An 18,246-nucleotide genomic window follows, 5' to 3' on the forward strand; every position below is an offset into this window, starting at 1 on the left:
CAAGTTACGGACCTGGATTAAAGATGCGCAACATCTCGGTAATTTCTTGCAGGACGAGGAAGCCTCTCCAGATGACGGTTGCGCCGGGTGGAGGATCATTGTGACGACAGAGGTAGCCGCCCACGGTAGCAAAGCTGGCGAAAGCGCAACGGGCGCGAAAGCACAAGCGGCATATCGCGAAGCTGCACGCCAAGGTCGCGAATCGATGACGAATCGACAGCGGCTCGCGAGAAGTCGATCTGGTCTGCTGCTCGCAGCTTCGCGAGCAGCAGCTCGTGCAAGCGGTCCCACACTCCAGCCGCCTGTCAGTCGCGTAGTCGTCGCCAACATGTCACGCCCGAGCCGCACCCCATCTCGGCCGGCAGGTCGCGCCAGCGAAGCCCCGTCTCGAGAACGAACAAGATACCGGTCAGCGCGGCGCGATTCGAAACAGGCAGGCGTCCCGGGTTCTTCTCGCGCCGCGGCTTGGATGGTGGCAGTACCGGTTCGTTTTGAAACCGTCTCTTAATTAGTAATGCCGGAAAGATATGATTGTCTCAACAGCAGCCGGCATCTCGACGCTCGCAGTCTCCGAACGCATTAAATCCGACAAGCGAGCGCGCTCCGCGTCGAAGACAGCGATATCATTGCCGTCCGCCCGATCGCTGCCAGCCTCAATCGTGCTGCTAAGCGACCTCAATTTTTCGTAATACTTGTGATTCCTCTGCTTGGCGTAAAAGCTTTTACCAGTATGGAGTTGAACCTCAAGATCTTTGCCGTCTTTGGTCCGCAGCCCGACGTTAATTCCGCGATATGTACCGTCATCTTCGACGAAAGCATTGCGAACCCGCATCACCTCCAAGCCGTTCTCAGAGAAGTCCTCGAGTAGTCGTTTTGCGGACGCAGTAAACGACTCAGGCTTCAGTTTCACCGTATAGCGAAGCGCGTCGTGCACGTGCTGGGCCGCTTCGTCCAAAGTCAGCCCCCGTTCGCGTCTGATCAGGTCGATTTTGCGCGCGATGGATGTCTCCTTCTTCAGCAATGAAGCACGCCATTTTTCCCCCTCTGCCCATTCGCCGCCGACGCGTTTTACCAATTTCTCAACAGTCGGTGTGCACACCTTCTCCAGTTGCAAGGCCGAGTTCGCCACCGCCCGAGCTCTCTGATTCGCCGGCCCCGCCGCAACCATTCCACCCAAACGCGGCGCCTTCGGCTTGATATCCTTTGGACGGGCAACCTCTCGAGTCCAGTCATCGATCTCTAGCCATCCCTCCGGCTTTGGCATCGCCTTCGTCTTCTCAAGCGTGCCCGCGAGCAACTTCGCTCGGTCCTCGTGCCGGCCGTCCAGCTCAAGCGCATGTGATAACTTGTACTGGTCGTGGTTAGCCTCCTTGAGCTCAAAGCTTTCAGCGGTATGAAATTGAATCTCGACGAGTCGGCGTTCTTCATCACCCTGATCGTTTGGCACGTTCAGTTCGCAGGTGACCGACACCGCGTTGAACGCCTCCGACGGCTTTCTGAAATGGTTGACAACCTTCACGCGCTCCATTCCGCTCTTCGCCAGCTCAGCGATCGCCCGGTCATACGATTTGGCAAACGTAGCCGAATCCAACACCACGGAATATCGCACAGCGTCGTTCACGCCGGCACTCGCCTCAGCGAGCGATAGCTTGCGCACTCCGATGAAACGCTTCAACTTCTCCTGCAGCGAACCTACGGATTTGAGCCGGTGCTCCATATTCTTCAAACTGCCGCCCTCGATCTTGCCCACAACATTGGTCACTAAAGGCGTTACGGCTTCCTCAACACGCGCAGCGGTGGCTCGGATGCGCTTTGCTTCCGCGTCGATCTCTGCCGGTGACGCAGTTTGCGCGATGCGCTCACGAGGAGTGAGTGATCGCGCCAGCAGACCGAAGCGCTGCTGCTGCTCGATCGAGGTTTCCATGACGGCTGCAGCCATGGAAGGCATCGTACGCAATTGTTCTAACGCGCTATCGGCATCGAAGCGGTCATCACGCAACAGGCGCGCTGTTTGTTTTCCGTAGGGAACCGTCCTGACACGTTCGTCGTATTGCTTCTCGACACGTTCGAACAACGCCATGACCGACATAAAGGTCTCCGTCCCGGTGTTCGATTTGAGCGCATCAGTACCCACTTTGACTGCCAGCGTTAGCAGATTGCGCGCCGTAAGTTCGACTTCTCCTTTCACGTAGCCAGGTTGCCCTTGCGGGAATTTCGACGCCGGCAGGCGGCACACCGGATAGTGATCGAGGATTGCGGCGATTCGATCGACGGGCGCTTGGGCCTTGCCGTAGCTTTCCGCCAATTCTGGAAACCGTTTTTGCAGTTCAGCACCGGTCGAAACGGCTGGCGTTGCCTTCTCTCCGCCCAGCGTCCGCCGCCAATCGGCGACGGCCCCGTGCAACAGTTCAGCGACCTCCTTGGCGACAGGATGATGAGCCGCCTCGACGGCCTGCTGCGCCGCCTCGAACTGCTTGTCGAGCATCGCGCGATTCGGGCTGCTGTCCGAAATCAGATCCTGCAACGCATTGCGAAGATCGCGATCGATACCGTCATAGGTACCGAACATCCAGTCCTCCGCCATTTTGTGACGCAATGCCTCAGGTTGCGCCATAAAGCGGACGGCCGCCATGCTGGCCTTGCCTACGAGCGCATCTCCCTGTTGGGCGTCGATGATGTTTCGCGCCCGCCCCGCGTGGTAGTTGCGATCCGAATCAAAGGCCGTCTGTGCCGTCTTCGGCGGCTTAAAGGAGCGATGTACGCCCTTGCGATTTGCGCGATCCGCCACAACTTTCGCGATGTGTTCGGTAAGTTTGGGATAACCGGCAAATACATATGCGTCATCTCCATCGGTATCCATGTCCCGCTTACGCAACTCTCTGATCGGCACCGCGCCTAGTTCGCCAGGCAACAGCAGATCCTTCACACGAAGGCTCCCCGTTGTAGTCATCGACGTGGGCGATTGCGGGCGGTTTCGAGATTCCGCCCAAGTAGATAGCGTCTTCATGTCTTCCGTGGAACATGCTAGATCAAGGTGCTGGTACGCCTCTGGCCAGGATCCTTTCGGCGGAATAATGAGCATCCCTTTGCAATGGAGAATGTCTGCATCCGACTGCTTGGCGTCATCGAAGCCCGCATAGCTATATTGGATCGCAAAGCAGTCGTTGCTTAGGAACTTCGCCGTGACATCGCCGGCCCCTATTGTCTTCACACGGTCTTCCTCAATAGGCAACAAGTTTTCCTTGTCGTACGGCGGCTTCCCCAGTAGGACGGCACCGCCCTTTTTGTCGAACGTCTCGCCCTTTTGCCGGGGTAGGTGGAGGTCGTCGTCGGCAGACGGCACCGCTCGGATTTTGCACCCTTCGTAGCCGCCGTTAACGAGCAATCGATACTGCTCAAGCTTTGTGACGTTGTCCGGAGCCAGAGGACCAGGCATGCGCACGTCGAGCACCGGTGCCTTGCCGACACCCGTCGTTACCTTGGCGAGTTCATTCAGCTTTTCCTCGATAAGATCGCTCGCCTCCTTGACCGCTGCTTCGTCGCGAGGAAAATGCTGTAGCGCCTGGGGAGCCATGTAACTGGGCTCTTGCTTGAACGACTCGATTACCTTGCGCTGCGCTTGGTCGGCGTGACCCTTTCGACAAGCGGTCCACGCATTGATGAGCTCAGCCACGACCGGAATCTGTATGGCAGCCTCGTAGCGCAAGAACCCGCAACCGTCGTTCGGACATAGCTTTATTTCCTTGCCGGAGGCGGGATCCACCGGCTTGAACGGATGTTCCGGTCCGGGCACGTCTGGGAACCAGCCAATCCTCACTGTCCCTTCTACGGCGTGGTCGGCGGGCACGATCTCGAGTAGAGAACGCTGAATTCGCGACCAATCCTCTCGCTGCGGCCCCAGCTTTGAGACCAGCTTCATAAATGGGCTCGTCGGCGCGCTGTCCGAGTACCGAATCGCTGGAAGCCGGCCGTATCCACGCTTTGAACCCGCCAGGATAGCTTGCGGACGCATACTCGGCACCTTCAAATGGCTGCCACCGAACATATCAAAGCGCCACTGCTCGCCGTTGTGGTTGATCGTGCGCGCCAGCATGAAGGGGCTCAAAGGACCCGGTAGCTTGACTTCTGTCACAGGCTGGCCTGTCAAGCGTGAGTAGAAGGAATACTGGGGCCCACCTTCTGACTCGTCGCTCCGCAACGTCTTGCCGGTCATATCAATGAGCGTGTAGTGCGGCGAGCCTTCTCCTGGCTGAACCGGACGCAGCGTGCCTGGCTTCGTCTTCATGCTCGCCTGCAGCTTATCGAGGTCGAGCGGAATTGGTTTGCTCTTTGCCGTCAACAAAGCTTCGTCTCTGCGCATACGAACATCTAGCGCATTGAGAATGTCGTCGCCGACTTCGATCTGCGCAATGAGATTCCAACTCATCTCCTGCAGATCGGTGGTGACCGCGTTGCGCGTGCGCTCCAGCAGGCTTTCGACCCAACCTTTTAGCTCAGCACGCTGCTGTGCCACCTCGGTACGTGGCGCGTCTACCCAGCGCGTTTTCCACAAGCTTTGCGTGATCGCGAACGACTTCAGGATGTGCACGAAAGTCAGGGCGGGGCGACGCGTATCGAACTGTTCTGCCGGCTCGCCCGTAGCAGACTGATTCTCTCGACTATTTCCTAGTGTGGAATCTTCCTGGTCCAACAACAATTGGATCTTACGATCCGCAATCGGCTTCAGGCGATCCATCAGCTTTAGCGCGGCTTTGCGATGACGCACGAGTTCCGGGCTTCGCTGTACCGGCACAAGGCCCATGCACAGTGTTCCCAGCGACTCCAGGTTTTCGCCGCGCAGGGCGTCCGTGTCGATCAACGCATGGACGCGTCCAAGGGCAGTCGGGACGAGTGGCTTCATCGCCTTCTGCATGTTGGCCGAACCCAGCGCCTTGAAGATAACGCCGATATGTTTGACGGAAGCTGTTCCGAGCAGCTCGCTCTTGTGCGTGTCGAGATGGGCCGCGAGCATGTGCAAACATGTCTGCGAAAGAGCTTGTAGGTCGTCGGCACTATCATCGGCCGAATGGAGGCGTGACATCGCATTCGCGAGTTGCGAGAGCGACACCATGTTGAACTCGCTCCATTGCCGCTTGCCCTCGGATAGCGTTTCGGCGATGGCCTGCAGAGCGGTGGTGCATGCCGGCTCACGAGGCCAGCGACTCAACGCGTTGGCGATCGTAGCAAGCGAACGCGCTTCAAATTTGTCCGGATAGGCAAATTCGGCGCGGCGCTCGATGAGCGCCTCGGCAAGCGCCCGCCCACCTGCAACACACTGCTCATCGTCAGGCCATTTACTTAGCGCGACGAGCGTGTTTGAAAGTCCCTGATCGTTGAACTTCGCGCAAAGACCATCTTCCTCATGGATCCGCTGACCAAGCGCACCGGCGACCTTTAGAGCGGTCGGCTCGGCGGTCCAATGGGACAAGGCGTTAAGCGTGTTGCTGACGTCCTCGCTGTTCATCGCGATGAGCTTGGACCTGTCTTGATCGAGTTGCCTTGCCAACTCCCGAGCAGCTTCGGCACTACCTGGAAGATCCGGCATCTTGCTGAGCGCGTTCAGCGTCCCACTCATTTGATGAGCAGAAAAGTTTTTGCGTAACTCTGCATCGTCAACGATGCGTTCGGTTAATGCGGCAGCAAGTTCTGTACACGAGTCGTACTGCGGAAATTTGCACAGTGCTACGAGCATCCCTGAAATTTCCTGTGCGCCGGCAGTAGCGATTGCCTCCTCGTCACTGCGCAAGCGTTGGGCGATCTCGCGAGCCCCATCGGGGAATTCCAGCACATGTGCAAGCCGCGCCATTGCAGAAAGCGCATTGAGGGAATCCAACGGGTGCTTCACCAGGTCGCCTTCTGCACGCAAGCGGCGAATCAAAGTAAGTGCCGCATCGCGGCACTGGTCGTCTTCTGGCCAATAACTGAGCGCATTCGCTGTCAAACTAACGTGGCCCCCAGTGAGGCCACGGGCTAACGGACCTTGATCGTTTTTACTCGGCACGAGAACGCCCGCGAGTGCGCGAGCCGCCTGTATACATCCGGGGTCCTTCGCCCACGCCCGCAATGCATTGAGCGTTTGAACCGCCTCCTGCTGGTTGAAAGAGCGTACGACGCTCGGATCGGTCGCGATGCGCGGAATGAGCGTGAGCGCGGCTTCCGTGCAATAGGGCACATCCGGCCATTTTGACAGCGCACCTAATACGTTGCTAACCTCCTGTTCATTGAAGCCGACCTGAAGGTCGCGTCTAGAAACGATACGCCCAGCAAGCGTGCTCGCGATCGACTGGACAGCCCGCTCCGGCCATTTCGATAGGGCAGTCAACACGTTCGCAAGGGACTGCTCTTGCAGCTTTTCCCGCAATGCTGGCTCGTTTTTGAGGCGGTCAACAAGCGCTTGCGCGACTTCGATACAGGGGCGCGCCGAAGGCCGTTTGCTGACGATATTGAGTACGCTGGCGACTTCCTGTGCGCTCAGCTTACTGCGCAATGCGGGTTCGTTTTGCAGACGCCCGACAAGAAGCCGTAACCCCGTTTGCGATTGATCCTTGAGTCCGTCTCGCGCCAGGGACGCGAGCGCGTTGCTAACACCCTGCGGGGAAAGATCGGTAAGGATCGTACTGCTGCTGTTCAAGCGTGCGGCGACATTCTCGGTTGCCGCCACGCACAAAGGATCTCCCGGCCACTTGGCAAGCGCGCCGAGCACGTTGCTTACGCCTTGCGCGTCCAGCGTCGTCGCTAACGTCGGCGTGCTCACGATACGCTGAGCAAGATTCGCTGCCGCTTGCGCACATCGGGGGATATCAGAACTTTGCGAAAATGCATTGAATGCCATACTGAGGCCCTGCCCTTCTAGTCTACCGAGGCAGTTCCCGTCTTCCAGCAGAACATCTGCGACATGGGATAGTGCAGCATTACGCGGTTCGCTCGGGAGCTTGGAAAACGCGTTGAGCAGAAGTGCCGTCACCTTTGGATCCCTAAAGTCCGCGTCGGTCCCGCGTTCTTTCACCTCGCGAGCGATTTTTGCGATTGCACCTAAAGCGACGGGAAGACGTTCGAACTTGCTCAGCCGGTTCGACAAGTGGGCCAGGTGATAGACGGACCCACCGTTCAACCACTCCGCCTTGACCAAGTAGTGCGCCACATCCTCTATGCGCTGCTCCACCTGCGGGTCTTGCAGAGGCTCGTGCCGGCCGTCCGCCGAGCGCAGCGTGCATTTGTCGAGCGCGTCCACATATCGGCCAAGTAAAAACAGCGACACATCTGTCTTGCCCTTCGGATCCAGAAAGGCGAGCGCCCTCGGATGCCCCTTTTTCCCTGCAAGCACGTTGGTGGTCGCAAGGTCTAGCACTTCCGCGCGTGAATATCTGGCGGTATGTTGCAGATAGATCTGTTGCCGCTTGCGCTGTTCGAGCAGGGCCTTCGCATCGGGGCCACCAACGGGATGGTAGGCGATTGCCTCCCGAGATGGCCCTTTCCTCGCAAAGTCGTAATCGACCGTGCGAACTTCTCGCTGCGACCCGGCGAGGCGCTGAGGCCGCGCTGGTACCGGTTGCGTAGCATGTTGACTAAGCGTACCTGTGCCGGTCCCTGAGAATGCAGAGGACCTGACGGGCGTGCGGGAAAGGTTTATGAAATTGCCCGACCGCCGAATGGAGCTGGAACCTATGGCCGCGGTGTTCTCGGATCGGGTATTTGCTCGCGGCTGGATATTCCCCAGCATCCCTGCTGGTCGAGACACGGCTCGCGGTTGCGAAGCTACCGAAGACGATGCCGATAAATTTTCCGGCCTTGTATCTGATTCCCTCGGAATGCTGGGGGAGTTCGAAACCTTTGGTCTCATGGCATTGGCCTCCGTAGGCATCGCAGTCTAAAGACGTTACAGTAATGAGGTCGTGTGCATCGTAAGTTGCCGGCGCGAAGGAATGTGTCACCAGGCGCAACGAAGCCGACTGCCGCCAGCGCGTGCCGAAGCGCTCGCAGCCTGACCCGGCGCTGTGTCCAAAGTTACTTGACCACTTCAGAAGGGCTCGCCGAGCGGGGCCGAAGGCCCCGGGAACGGCCATCAGTCTCTTTCGAGCAGGCGCCGCATGGCAAGGCGCACGTAGGGATCGGTACTGTCCTCGTGTGCCGTCGCATAGCCATGCCACGACGGGTCGTCGAGGACTTTCAGGCAGATTGCCTTCAGTTCGGGCGCGCGATCGTCGGGCAATCCGTTCACGATCTGCCACGCTTCGTGCGGACGCCCGCGCACCAATGCGATCGTCACTGCAAACACGTGCACCTCGCGCGTTTCGGGGTAGACATCGTGCATGCGCGCCAGCAGCGCCTCGGCCTCGTCCAGCTCGTTGGCCTCGATATGCTCGATGATCGCCTGCGCCATGGCCGGCGCATCGGCCGGCAGTTCGGTAAGAAGCTCCATCATGCTCGTCACCGTCCGTGCATCAGGCAGCGCCAGTGCCTGAGGTCAGCGTTCGCACCGCCTCCTTGCCGCCCGCCAATACGAGCGCGGTAGCGGCGCCCTCCGGCGTCAGGTTTTCCGCGAGCGCCGTGCCGCCCTCGAGCGCCTCGAGCCCACCCGTCGCAATGGCCCCCGCCCCCGCAAGGGCTTCCTTCGGGTTGCCGCTCAGCAGCCCCTTGCCGAACGTCGCCGCGCCGTGCAGCGCGTTGCCGACACCATTGAGGACACCCCCGGCAGCCTTGGTGACATCCCCGACCACGCTTTTCACAATATTGCCGATGAAGCTCATTCGTTTTCTCCTTGATCGTGAACGAAGCGCGCGTTCGATGAAACGCGCGAAACCGAGCCGCGTGAAGCCGGCCCTCGTTCCAATCTAATGAATGCGGATGCGAAAGCGTTGGCGCGCGCGAAGCCGCACCGCGAAAACCGAATGAGCGACACCCGCGAGACGGCTCGGCGGTATGCCGCCGCGAACCTGCTTCGCCAATCCGAACGAGGCTTCGCGCGGTTCACGGGAGTGTCATGACCGGCCCGCACAGTGCAGTCCATCTTGTCTCCCGGTCCGAGAACATCGTGGCGCCTCCACCCAAGATCGAGTTCCGGTCGCATGCGATCGAATCCGCGTCCCTCACCCGCACGACGAGCGACCCCGGCCCCTCCACGGGAGCGAAACCCGCGCCGGTGCCGACCCGGCGCGCGAGTGCCGGTGCGCTCATCGACGAACTCGGCAGCCTCGGCAAGCGCGCGGGCGCGGAAGGTCTGCCCGCCGCGCCCGCTGCTCCCAGGCCCGCAGCGGCTATCGCGCCGCAGAAGCCCGGTGTGGACGACATCGGCGCATTCGTGCCGGGTGCCGGCGGCAAAGGCCGACGCTTCGCCGATTTCGCGCACGCGATGGGCGTCAACCGCAAAGGCATGACGTTGACGGCCTTCGCCGCCAAGCGGCCCGCGAAAGACGGCCTGAACGGCGTATCGACGGCGACGCACGGACAGTTCGGCTACGACGCGGCGCCCGCCACCGACCTCGTGAACGCGCTTGCCTCGGGCTCGAACGCCGCCGCCGCGCATTCGATCCATAGCCGTTACGAAAACAAGGTCAAGGCGATGCTCGCCGCCGACGTCGAACGCTTCCAGCACCCCGAAAAACGCCCTCCGGGCGCGCCGATGCCCAACCAGGTCGAGAATCTGCTGCTGACGAAAAACAGCAAGGGAGAATGGCAATACGACAAAGGCAAGCTCTCGCGCATCGCGCGAGACGACGCGCATCCGCTCACGCAGCATGCCCGCGACGTATTGACCGCCATGAGCATCGCGGAGAACAAGGGCAAACAACGTAACGGCGCGCTCTACCAGTCGGTCACGTCCGCCATCGGTCTGACGGCAAGCGGGCTGCTCATAGGCGGCTCGCACGGCGCGCTGGCACCGCTCGCGGCATCCGGGCACCTGACCAACGCGGTCAAGGAAGCGCTCGATTTGAAGAAGCCGTTTGTGGAAGGACGGCAAAACCTGCGCAATGCGAAGGCCGCCACGATCCAACGCTACGTCGACACGGTATTGGCCCCGCACGACTACACCGGCCAGACGCAGGACGAGCGCCTGCGCGCGGCGCTGCAAACGAGCCGCGCGAAGATCGACGATCTGCGCGCCATGGAGGCGCGACCAGGGGACGAAGGCCTGCCTGCGGACTTGCGCAGCCCGCACGCGCAGGCGGGTATCTATGCGTCGCTCTATGACGATGCACGCCGCTACGCCAACAGCACGACGTCGTTCGGCAAGCGCTTGATCTCGGGCATGCACGCTGAAGACAAGGCGAAGGTACACAAGGATGCCGAGCGCGACATCGTGGTCAAGCACATTCTGTCGATGGTCACCAAGAGCATCGGGCGCCTCGATCCGGCGTCGCTTGCGGCGCTCGCGGGTGCCGACATGGCAGTCGATGCATCAGGCTCGCAGCGCGCCAGGCAGGCGCTCGCGATCGTGGGCAACCATCCGCGCGCGAGCCGCAATCAGGATCTGATCGCCGCGCACACGCTGCTGACAGACAGCGGCATTCCGAAGGGCGAAGCGGCACTGCTGCTTTCGCAGCTTGCACGCGCGCGGCGCGAAAAACCGCAAGAGGCGCCGGCGCCGCGCGATACATCGGCTGCCAGCCGGAGCGCCGCACCGCTGACCGAAAGCGAGCGGCTCAAACAGATCGCCAACATCATCGGGCAGCCCGGCCTCACGGCAACCGCCGCCAAGACGGCGGAGGACGCCATCAAGAAAAACCTCGGGCTGAGGTCCTGACGCGCGGCGCGCAGTCGGCGATTTATTTGCCGGTTCGCGGCACTCGACGAAACTTCGGAATGCGCAGGCTGTTCTCCACCGTGCGCGCTTACCGTGAAGCGGGGTGGCCGTCGGCCGTCATCGCCGTCCATGCCGCCATGACCTTCATTGCGAAAGGGAGAACCGATCATGCGATTCGCGTTCGCCGGCTTCGATCGCTGGCGTGTCGTCTTCGACGCGTTCGTTGCCGCCGGCTGGGAGCCTGTGGCGCTCTACTCGATTCCGGTCGACAACCGGCTCGACTTCAATAGCGAACTCGTCGAGCGCGCGGACAAGCTGCGCATTCCGGTGCAGCTGTCACGCATCGACGAAGACGATCTGCGCTGGCTCGCCGAACGGCAATGCGACGCACTGATCGTGGCCGGCTACAACCGGAAAATTCCGGCGTGGCAGCCCTATCTGCGCCATGCTGCGAACTTCCATCCGTCACCGCTACCCGACGGGCGCGGCCCGTACCCGGGCATGCGCGCGATCCTCGAGGGGCGGCGCGAGTGGGGTGTCAGTTGCCATCGAATCGATGCCGATTTCGATACCGGGGAGATCGTCGATTCCGAATGCTTTCCGCTCGATGCCGACGAATGGCACGAGACGCTGCAGCTGAAGCTGCAGATGGCCGCCCATCGGCTGGCCACGCGCGTGGCCCGCGACTTCGATCGGCTTTGGAACGAACGGCGTCCGCAAGGTGCGGGCAGCTACTGGCCGCGCCTTGCCGATGCCGAGCGCACGATCGATTTCGCGCAGCCCGTGGCCGAGGTGATGCGCGTCGTGCGGGCCTGCGGGAATGTCGAATCGATCGCACCGCTGTTCGGCACGACCGTCCACGTGCGGCGCGCCACCGCCTGGCAGGAAGCACACACGTACGAGCCCGGGCAGATCGTGCATCAGTACCGGCGCTGGGTCGTGGTCGCCGCGCAGGACGGCTTCGTCGCGTTGCTCGAATGGAGCCCGCTGAACGCGTCCCTTCGTCAGCAGATGGAGGGCTGAATCGGGACATCGGTTGCGTCGGTAAACAACGAAGCGGCCGCGCTGCGGTGTTTCGCAGCGCGGCCGCCGATTGTCGCCGCTTGTCCCCCATCGTCGCTTCCTGCAGCCCCCGATCGGCGGCCGCTCGGGTCGCCGATCGGGATGATCGCCGGAACTGCCGACAACGTTACTTCGTGCTGACGCCGGCGATCGTACCCGTGTGAATGCCGGTGATGTTCTCGAAGGCAACCGCGGCGCGCGTCTTGCCCGGCGTCAGCACGTTCGCGCCGCCCAACGCATCCGAAAGCGCCTTGCTCGCGTCGTGGCTGATCTTGCCACCGCCATGCGCGTTCGCCGTCTGCTGCAGTTGTGCGCCGATCGCCGCCGCATCCGACTGGCTCAGCTTGCCCGACTTCACCGCGTTGGCGAGCGTCTTCGCCGCGGCATTGCCGTCGCCGTGCGACAACGCGCTTTCCATGGCCTGGAAGTCGGCACCATCCTGCGCGTTGAAGTTGGCCAGCGCCTTGCCTTCGTCGGCCATCTGCAGCGGCTTGCCGTCCTTCAGGAGGTCGCCCGTACCGGGTGTGAAGCCTGCCGTCGCGCCCGTCGTCGGCAAGCCACCCGTCGTCGGCAGCGGACTGGTGTTCGCCGGAAAACCGCCCGTGCCAGGCAAGCCGCCGGTCGTCCCCGACTGCCCCGCCACGCCGCCCGCGCCACCCGTTGCGTTGCCCGCCGCGCCGAGTCCGCCTTGAGCCGCCCATTGGAAATTGCTGACCGCGGACTTGCCGTCGGTGCCCGCCACGTCGTGCGTCTCGATCTGCTGGTAGGCGCCCGGGTTCGCGAGCATTGTCTGCGCCGCTTGCTGCACCGTGGGTGGCGTGCCGCCGTCGGCGTTCGTCGAGAGTTTGTACATGGTGTTCGGGTCCGACGCGCTGAGGCCATGCTGCCCCATGTACGAGGCCAGCACGCCCGCCGCGTTTTGCACCGTCATCCCCCCGGTGCCGCCCGGCATGGCGCCCGCGCCCCCCATGCCGCCGGGCGTCGCCCCCACACCGCCGGGCATTGCGCCCGCGCCGCCACCGGACATGCCACCGGACATGCCACCGGGCACGCCGCCGGGCATGCCGCCGGGCATGCCACCGGGCATGCCGCCGGCCTGCCCGTTCTGCCCGGCCTGCATCTGCTTGAGCAACTGGCTGATGAGGCCGATGAGATCCTTGAGCACGTCCTGCGTCGAGCCTGTCGAGGCACCGTTGGTCAGCCGTTGCAGGTAGCTCGCCGGATCGGTGGGGTAGGTGTTCATACTCGGAACGTTCAGATTCATGATGTTTCCTTCCTGTCGGGTAAGTGGTTGCGTGACCGTGGGTACTACGAGGCAAAGTCAGTCTAGGTTGCTGTCGCTGCTACAAGCGCACCGATGCGAAGGCTGCGATTGAAATGCGAATCGCCCGGCGCGCGGAAAGTGAAAACGGATGCTCATGCGCGGACCCACGTCATCGACGCGGAGAATCCGCTGTGGTCGGCCGGCACGCCGTGCGTGCTCGCCGGTGCGTCGGTGGACGCAGGCGCTTGAACGCTGGCGTCGAGCTTTGCGGCACGCTCGAGCAGACGCGCGCCGATCGTCGCGCCCTCGATGCTTTCGCGCTGCTCGGCCGCGCTGAGCGCATAGCTGTGCCACAGCGGGTCTTCGAGGCCGAACAGACACACCGCCATCAGTGCGGCATGAAGCCCCGAGCGCTTCGCTTCGGTGTCGTCGTCTTCGAGCACGCGGCGCGCGTCGCCCCATGCCTGGCGCCGGACGTAGCGCCACGCGGCGACCGTCCCCGCCCCGGGCCACTTGGGCCGAAGCACGCGGATCGCTTCGAGGAGATCCTCGAAATCGGCTTCGTCGTCGAGCTGCGAAGCCGTCCACAGCACCTTGGTTAGGCCGCCGGCAATCTCATCCCTGCATCCTGTGTAAGTCACGATGTCCTCGTCTGCTGGAGTGCTGCAATCAAAAAGCGCACGGCGGCGCCGCGCACAGCCGTGCCGCGCTTGCTGCCGGCTCGTGCGTCGTGGGCGTCCCCTGGCGGTTAGTCTCTTGTATCGGGTCGGCTTTCGCCGACGCGACGCGAACGGAACGATCGGGATGCGAAGAGAGAACGGAGAAGAAAACCGACCGGGGCGATGGGATCGATCGGTGCGACAGGCCGGAGCGGGCATTGGACCGTGCAGCTCGCTTTCGTGGCTATACCAAGGTGGCGCGAACAGACCAGGGGCCCGAATTGACGAGCCGCGCGCTTGACCAGTGGGCGTATGCGAACGGCGTCACGCTGAAGTTGATTCAGGCGGGCAAGCCAACGCAGCATGCGTACAGCGAATCGTTCAACGGCAAGTTCCGCGACGAATGCCTTGACGAGCACTGGTTCACGACACTCGCGCACGCTCGGGCTGTCAGCACGGCATGGCGTCAGGACTACAACGAGCAAAGGCCGCACAGTGCACTGAACGACCTTGCGCCGTCAGAGTTTGGGGCGGAACATCGGACAACCGCGGATGCTCCTGCCGCTTTCCAGGAGTTGGTTCAAAGGGACTTTGCCGGAAGCTCATTGGCCTTATTGAAGGGGGCAGCTCAGGGGGCAGGTCAATCGCGCTCCATTTTGACCTCGGCCAGTTCGCGTTTGACCTGCGCCCGCTCGACTTCCATTTCCGTCAGTGGCTTTGGGTGCCGACCGACATCCTTCAGCTTACCGGCCTTCGCCGCGCGTACCCAGTTTGCCAGCGCACTCAGCCCCCGTGACAGCTCAGAGATCCAGCACCAGCCGTCCCCCGCGGCATCGCGACACGCACGGCATCATGCAATCGTTGCGGGCCTTTTCCGCCGCACTCAGGAACGCGTCCCGATGATCGGGCGTGCCCTCGAGCACGGTCGTCCGGCATGCGCCGCACACGCCCGCCTCGCACGACGTGGCGACCGCGATGCCGTGCTCGTACAGCACATCGGTGATCGACTGCCCCGGCGGCACGAGCAGCGCGCGCTGCGAGCGCGCGAGCTCGATCCGGAACGCGTCGGCCTCGCCGTCGGCAGGCTCCGCGGCTGGCGCGGAAAAATACTCGTGATGAAGCCGCGCATCGCCGAGCGCCGGACGCGCGATCGCGTCGACGGCCGCCATGAACGGCGCCGGTCCGCAGAAATACAGATGCGAGCGCGAATCCATCGCGCCGACGATCGTCGTGATCGCGTCGCGGGTCGCGTCGGGCGTCAGCCCCGTGTGCACCGTCGCGACGTCCGCGAGCCGCGACGCGAGCGTCGCCCCGTACGCGGCCGCGTCGGCTGAACGCACGAAGTAGTGGAACGCGAGCGGCCGCCCCGCGCGCACCAGGCTATGCGCCATCGCGAGCAACGGCGTCACGCCGATCCCGGCGGCGAGCAGCACGGCCGGGCTGTCGTCCGGCGCGAGCGGGAAGTAATTCAGCGGCGCGCCGATCCGCAGCACGTCGCCTACCCGGATCGCATCGTGCACGTGCGCGGAGCCGCCGCTCGACGCCGGCTCGCGCTTGATCGCGATCTCGTACACGCCACGCTCGACCGGATCGTTGCACAGCGAATACTTGCGCGTGAGCCCGTCGCGCAGATGCAGGTCGATATGCGCGCCGGCTTCGAACGCCGGCAAGGCGACACCCGGCGCGTCGCTGACGAGCCGCAGCGAAATCACGTCGCACGCGACGCGCTCGCGCGCAATCACGCGCGCGGCAAGCAGATCGTTTTCGATCATTGGATTCACCGTTCAGGAAAACTCACAGCAGCCCGATCAGCCGCCACCACAACGCATTGACCGGGATCACGAACACCACGCCCAGCAGCGCCGTCGCGATGCAGTACCGGAGCACCGCACCCCGGTCCAGCTGCGCGAGCGCGTTGCCGAACACGATCGGCGGCGACTGGTACGGCAGGACCGTGGTCGCGTAGCCCATCACCTGCGCGAGCAGGCCGGCCTTCAGGTGCAGCCCCTGCGCGAGCAGGCGCGACACGATCGGCACGTATAGCGCCGGTTCCGCATTCGACGTGACCGCGAAGCAGACGACGATCGACAGCGCGGTCAGCGCGAAGTACACGAGCATCGGGCTGTCGCGCAGCGCGTCGAGCGCGAGCGTGTCCGGCATGCGCATGTCGAGATGGTTGACGAGCGCGGTCAGCCCGATGATCGCCGCGATGAACCACAACAGGTCCATCTTCAGCGTCGCGGTGAAGCGCTCGAGCTGCGCGGGCGGCGACGTGCCGAAGTAGACGAGCGCGAAGCCGAGCCCGACCCAGCCGGGCGCGATGCGATGCACGGCGTCGGTGAACCAGAGCGCGAGCGTGATCGCCAGCAGCACGATCGCGTGCCATTCGCGGCGGCCGAGCGCGACGCGCGCCGCCGGTATCTCGACTTCGCCGACCGTATCCGCGAACAGCCACCAGGACGCGAGCACCAGCACCGCGCCGCGCACGATCACGCCGGCCGGAAAGAACAGCAGCAGATACTCGGAAAAGCGCAGATGCATCCCGTGCGACTGCTCGAGAATCCCCGCCATGATCACGTTCGGCAGGTTCGCGGGCAGCACCGCGGCAGCCAGCTCGTACGAGCCGACGATCACGAGCAGCAGGATGCCGCGCCGCCCGTTCGCGTGCGCGCCGAGCTTCACGACGTCGCAGTAGCCGATCGCGATCGGAACCAGGATCGCGATCCGCCCGAACGTCGACGGCATCACGAGCGACAGCAGGAAGCTCAGGATCGCGAATGCGAGCAGCGCCTTCAGATACGAGCCGCCGATCCGGCGCGCGAGCGCGATGCCGATCCGTTCGCTCAGGCCGCTCTCCTTCAGCGCGAAGCCGATCGCCGCGCCGCTGAACACGAGCCAGAACGCGCTCGACCCGAAGCCGGAGAAGATCTCGGCGGTGGGCACCGCCGTGCAGGTCGCCGCGAGGAAGAAAAACAGCAGCGACACCCACAGGCTCGCGACCGCGCCCGTCGCCCACAGCACGATGCAGGTGAACACAATCGCGACGATGCGTGCGTCGCCGGCCGACAGCGTGCCGCGCGCGCCGAGCGCGGCGACGCTCGCGAGCCCCGCCGCGAGCAGCGCGGCCGTGACGCGGCCGCCCGTCAGCATGCCGGCGCCGCGGCCCGGCCCGCCGAGCGCGCCGCCGCTCAAGCGCGCATCACCGGCGAGTTCGCCGGGATCTCGTATTCGACGTGCGACTCGTCGAAGATGTCGCCGAATGCGCGCTGCTGGCGGAACGTCGGGTCCGGCGCGCAGCTCATCGGCAGATAGCCGCCCATCCATGCGCGCAGGTCGGTCACGTCCGGCGCGCCGCCGTACACGTTCGCGACCGGCCGCTCGCCGCGCGCGACCGCGTCGATCTGCTCCTGCAGCATCTGGCGGAACATCACGATCCCGCGATCGGACGCGCCGAGGTTCTCGCGCGAACGATCGAAGATCGGGCCCTGCGTCTCGACCGCCATCGCATCCTGGCTCATGAACGTGTCCATCAGGTAGCGGCCCGCCGCGTCGGTGCGCGCCGGCTGCCGGACGATCTTCGGCGCCTCGTCCGCGGGCGGCTGCGTGCCGTCCGCGTTCGGCGTGAACGACACCCAGACGATCCGCGTCGTCGTATCGTCGACCGGCACGCGCCAGTGCATCTCGGTCATGATCCGCAGCATGTTCGGGAACACCATCAGGTTGCCCCAGCCACGGCCCTCGCCTTCGTATTCCCAGCTCTTCACGATGCCCCAGTCGAAGCGCTGGAAGCCGAACCGCTTGAACGGCTTGCCGAATCCGGACGCGTCGCGCATGCCGAGGTGCTCGAAGTATTTCGAGTGCGTATAGAAGGTGTGCGTGACGTCGACCGCGTTTTCCTGCACCTGGAACCAGTTGCACGCGAGATCGTCCTGCACCTCGAAATGGCGGACCCCGTCGTTGCGCACGAGGATGTCCCAGTTCGGAAACGCGGGCTTCTGCTCCGCCGGCCCCATGTATGCGAAGATCAGCCCGCCGCATTCGTGCGTTGCATAGCTGTCGATCAGCTTCTTGCAGACGCGGCTCGCCTTCGCCGATTCGAACGGCCGCTCCACGCATTCGCCGGCCGCGTTGTACTGCCAGCCGTGATACGCGCAGCGGATCGTGGCTTCCTCGACGAAGCCGTACAGCAGCGATGCACCGCGATGCGGGCAACGCTCCTGCACGAGCAGCACGCCGCCGTTGCCGGTGCGCGCGAGCACCAGATCCTCGCCGAGAATCCGCACGCGTTTCGTCTGGCCGGCTTCGGCCAGCTCCGACGAATAACCGACCGGATGCCAGTAGCGACGCAGCAACTCGCCGCACGGCGTGCCGGGCCCCACGCGGGTCAGCAATTCGTTGGTGGCGTGGTCAAGCATGAATACACCTCTCTCTCAGGTTATAGCGGGCTGTATCGCCCCGGAGACGTCTGCGTACCGGCGAAC

At 63.3% G+C, this 18,246-nt stretch carries 11 protein-coding genes and 3 pseudogenes; 4 read left to right on the plus strand and 10 right to left on the minus strand.

Going from position 1 to position 18,246, the window contains the following annotated elements; translation table 11 throughout:
- Positions 1-188: 188 nt before the first annotated feature.
- Both SB771_RS21910 and xopAD read right to left on the minus strand, forming a co-directional pair.
- Positions 189-527 (minus strand): annotated as a pseudogene (locus SB771_RS21910) (transposase); the annotation flags it as partial.
- Positions 509-7,387 (minus strand): XopAD/skwp family type III secretion system effector, encoded by a 6,879-nt coding sequence (xopAD, locus tag SB771_RS21915; RefSeq protein WP_175662416.1) that lies wholly within the window; start codon positions 7,385-7,387, stop codon positions 509-511. The pseudogene SB771_RS21910 and the gene xopAD, both read right to left, overlap by 19 nt.
- Positions 7,388-7,667: 280 nt before the next feature.
- Here xopAD and SB771_RS21920 point away from each other — a divergent pair, with 280 nt between their 5' ends.
- Positions 7,668-7,910, plus strand: coding sequence for a hypothetical protein (locus SB771_RS21920; RefSeq protein ID WP_175662415.1), 243 nt, complete (start codon positions 7,668-7,670; stop codon positions 7,908-7,910).
- A 191-nt stretch (positions 7,911-8,101) separates the two neighbouring features.
- Here the strand turns inward: SB771_RS21920 and SB771_RS21925 are convergent, their stop codons facing one another.
- Positions 8,102-8,461 (minus strand): HrpB1 family type III secretion system apparatus protein, encoded by a 360-nt coding sequence (locus tag SB771_RS21925; RefSeq protein ID WP_006750727.1) that lies wholly within the window; start codon positions 8,459-8,461, stop codon positions 8,102-8,104.
- Between the two features lie 19 nt (positions 8,462-8,480).
- Complete coding sequence (locus SB771_RS21930; RefSeq protein WP_175662414.1) at positions 8,481-8,786, minus strand: hypothetical protein; 306 nt, start codon at positions 8,784-8,786, stop codon at positions 8,481-8,483.
- Between the two features lie 233 nt (positions 8,787-9,019).
- Between SB771_RS21930 and SB771_RS21935 the strand changes: the two genes are divergently transcribed.
- Together SB771_RS21935 and SB771_RS21940 are read left to right on the plus strand one after the other, a co-directional pair.
- Positions 9,020-10,780 carry a hypothetical protein gene (locus tag SB771_RS21935; RefSeq protein ID WP_175662413.1) on the plus strand — a complete coding sequence of 587 codons (1,761 nt, stop codon included), beginning with the start codon at positions 9,020-9,022 and terminating at the stop codon, positions 10,778-10,780.
- A gap of 168 nt (positions 10,781-10,948) precedes the next feature.
- Positions 10,949-11,803 carry a methionyl-tRNA formyltransferase gene (locus SB771_RS21940; protein WP_175662412.1) on the plus strand — a complete coding sequence of 285 codons (855 nt, stop codon included), beginning with the start codon at positions 10,949-10,951 and terminating at the stop codon, positions 11,801-11,803.
- A gap of 166 nt (positions 11,804-11,969) precedes the next feature.
- Here SB771_RS21940 and SB771_RS21945 read toward each other — a convergent pair whose 3' ends face one another.
- Together SB771_RS21945 and SB771_RS21950 are read right to left on the minus strand one after the other, a co-directional pair.
- A complete protein-coding gene (locus tag SB771_RS21945) occupies positions 11,970-13,106 on the minus strand; it encodes a hypothetical protein (protein ID WP_175662411.1) in 1,137 nt (378 codons plus the stop codon).
- A 152-nt stretch (positions 13,107-13,258) separates the two neighbouring features.
- Positions 13,259-13,747, minus strand: coding sequence for an HrpB1 family type III secretion system apparatus protein (locus SB771_RS21950; RefSeq protein WP_041491770.1), 489 nt, complete (start codon positions 13,745-13,747; stop codon positions 13,259-13,261).
- A gap of 230 nt (positions 13,748-13,977) precedes the next feature.
- Between SB771_RS21950 and SB771_RS21955 the strand changes: the two are divergent.
- Positions 13,978-14,307: pseudogene (locus tag SB771_RS21955) on the plus strand (integrase core domain-containing protein); the annotation flags it as partial.
- Between the two features lie 101 nt (positions 14,308-14,408).
- On the opposite strand, the pseudogene SB771_RS21960 reads toward SB771_RS21955, so the two are convergent.
- The 4 genes and pseudogenes from SB771_RS21960 to SB771_RS21975 form a co-directional block, all read right to left on the minus strand.
- Positions 14,409-14,573: pseudogene (locus tag SB771_RS21960) on the minus strand (IS3 family transposase); the annotation flags it as partial.
- Positions 14,566-15,537 carry a PDR/VanB family oxidoreductase gene (locus SB771_RS21965; RefSeq protein ID WP_175662410.1) on the minus strand — a complete coding sequence of 324 codons (972 nt, stop codon included), beginning with the start codon at positions 15,535-15,537 and terminating at the stop codon, positions 14,566-14,568. The gene SB771_RS21965 and the pseudogene SB771_RS21960, both read right to left, overlap by 8 nt.
- A gap of 22 nt (positions 15,538-15,559) precedes the next feature.
- Positions 15,560-16,957, minus strand: a complete 1,398-nt coding sequence (locus SB771_RS21970; RefSeq protein WP_175662409.1) for an SLC13 family permease — start codon at positions 16,955-16,957, stop codon at positions 15,560-15,562.
- Positions 16,954-18,180, minus strand: a complete 1,227-nt coding sequence (locus SB771_RS21975) for an aromatic ring-hydroxylating dioxygenase subunit alpha (RefSeq protein ID WP_175662408.1) — start codon at positions 18,178-18,180, stop codon at positions 16,954-16,956. Before SB771_RS21975 ends, SB771_RS21970 begins: the two co-directional genes overlap by 4 nt.
- Positions 18,181-18,246 lie beyond the last annotated feature (66 nt).

It is taken from the genome of Burkholderia sp. SIMBA_051 (assembly GCF_046534915.1).
Lineage (GTDB): Bacteria > Pseudomonadota > Gammaproteobacteria > Burkholderiales > Burkholderiaceae > Burkholderia > Burkholderia ambifaria.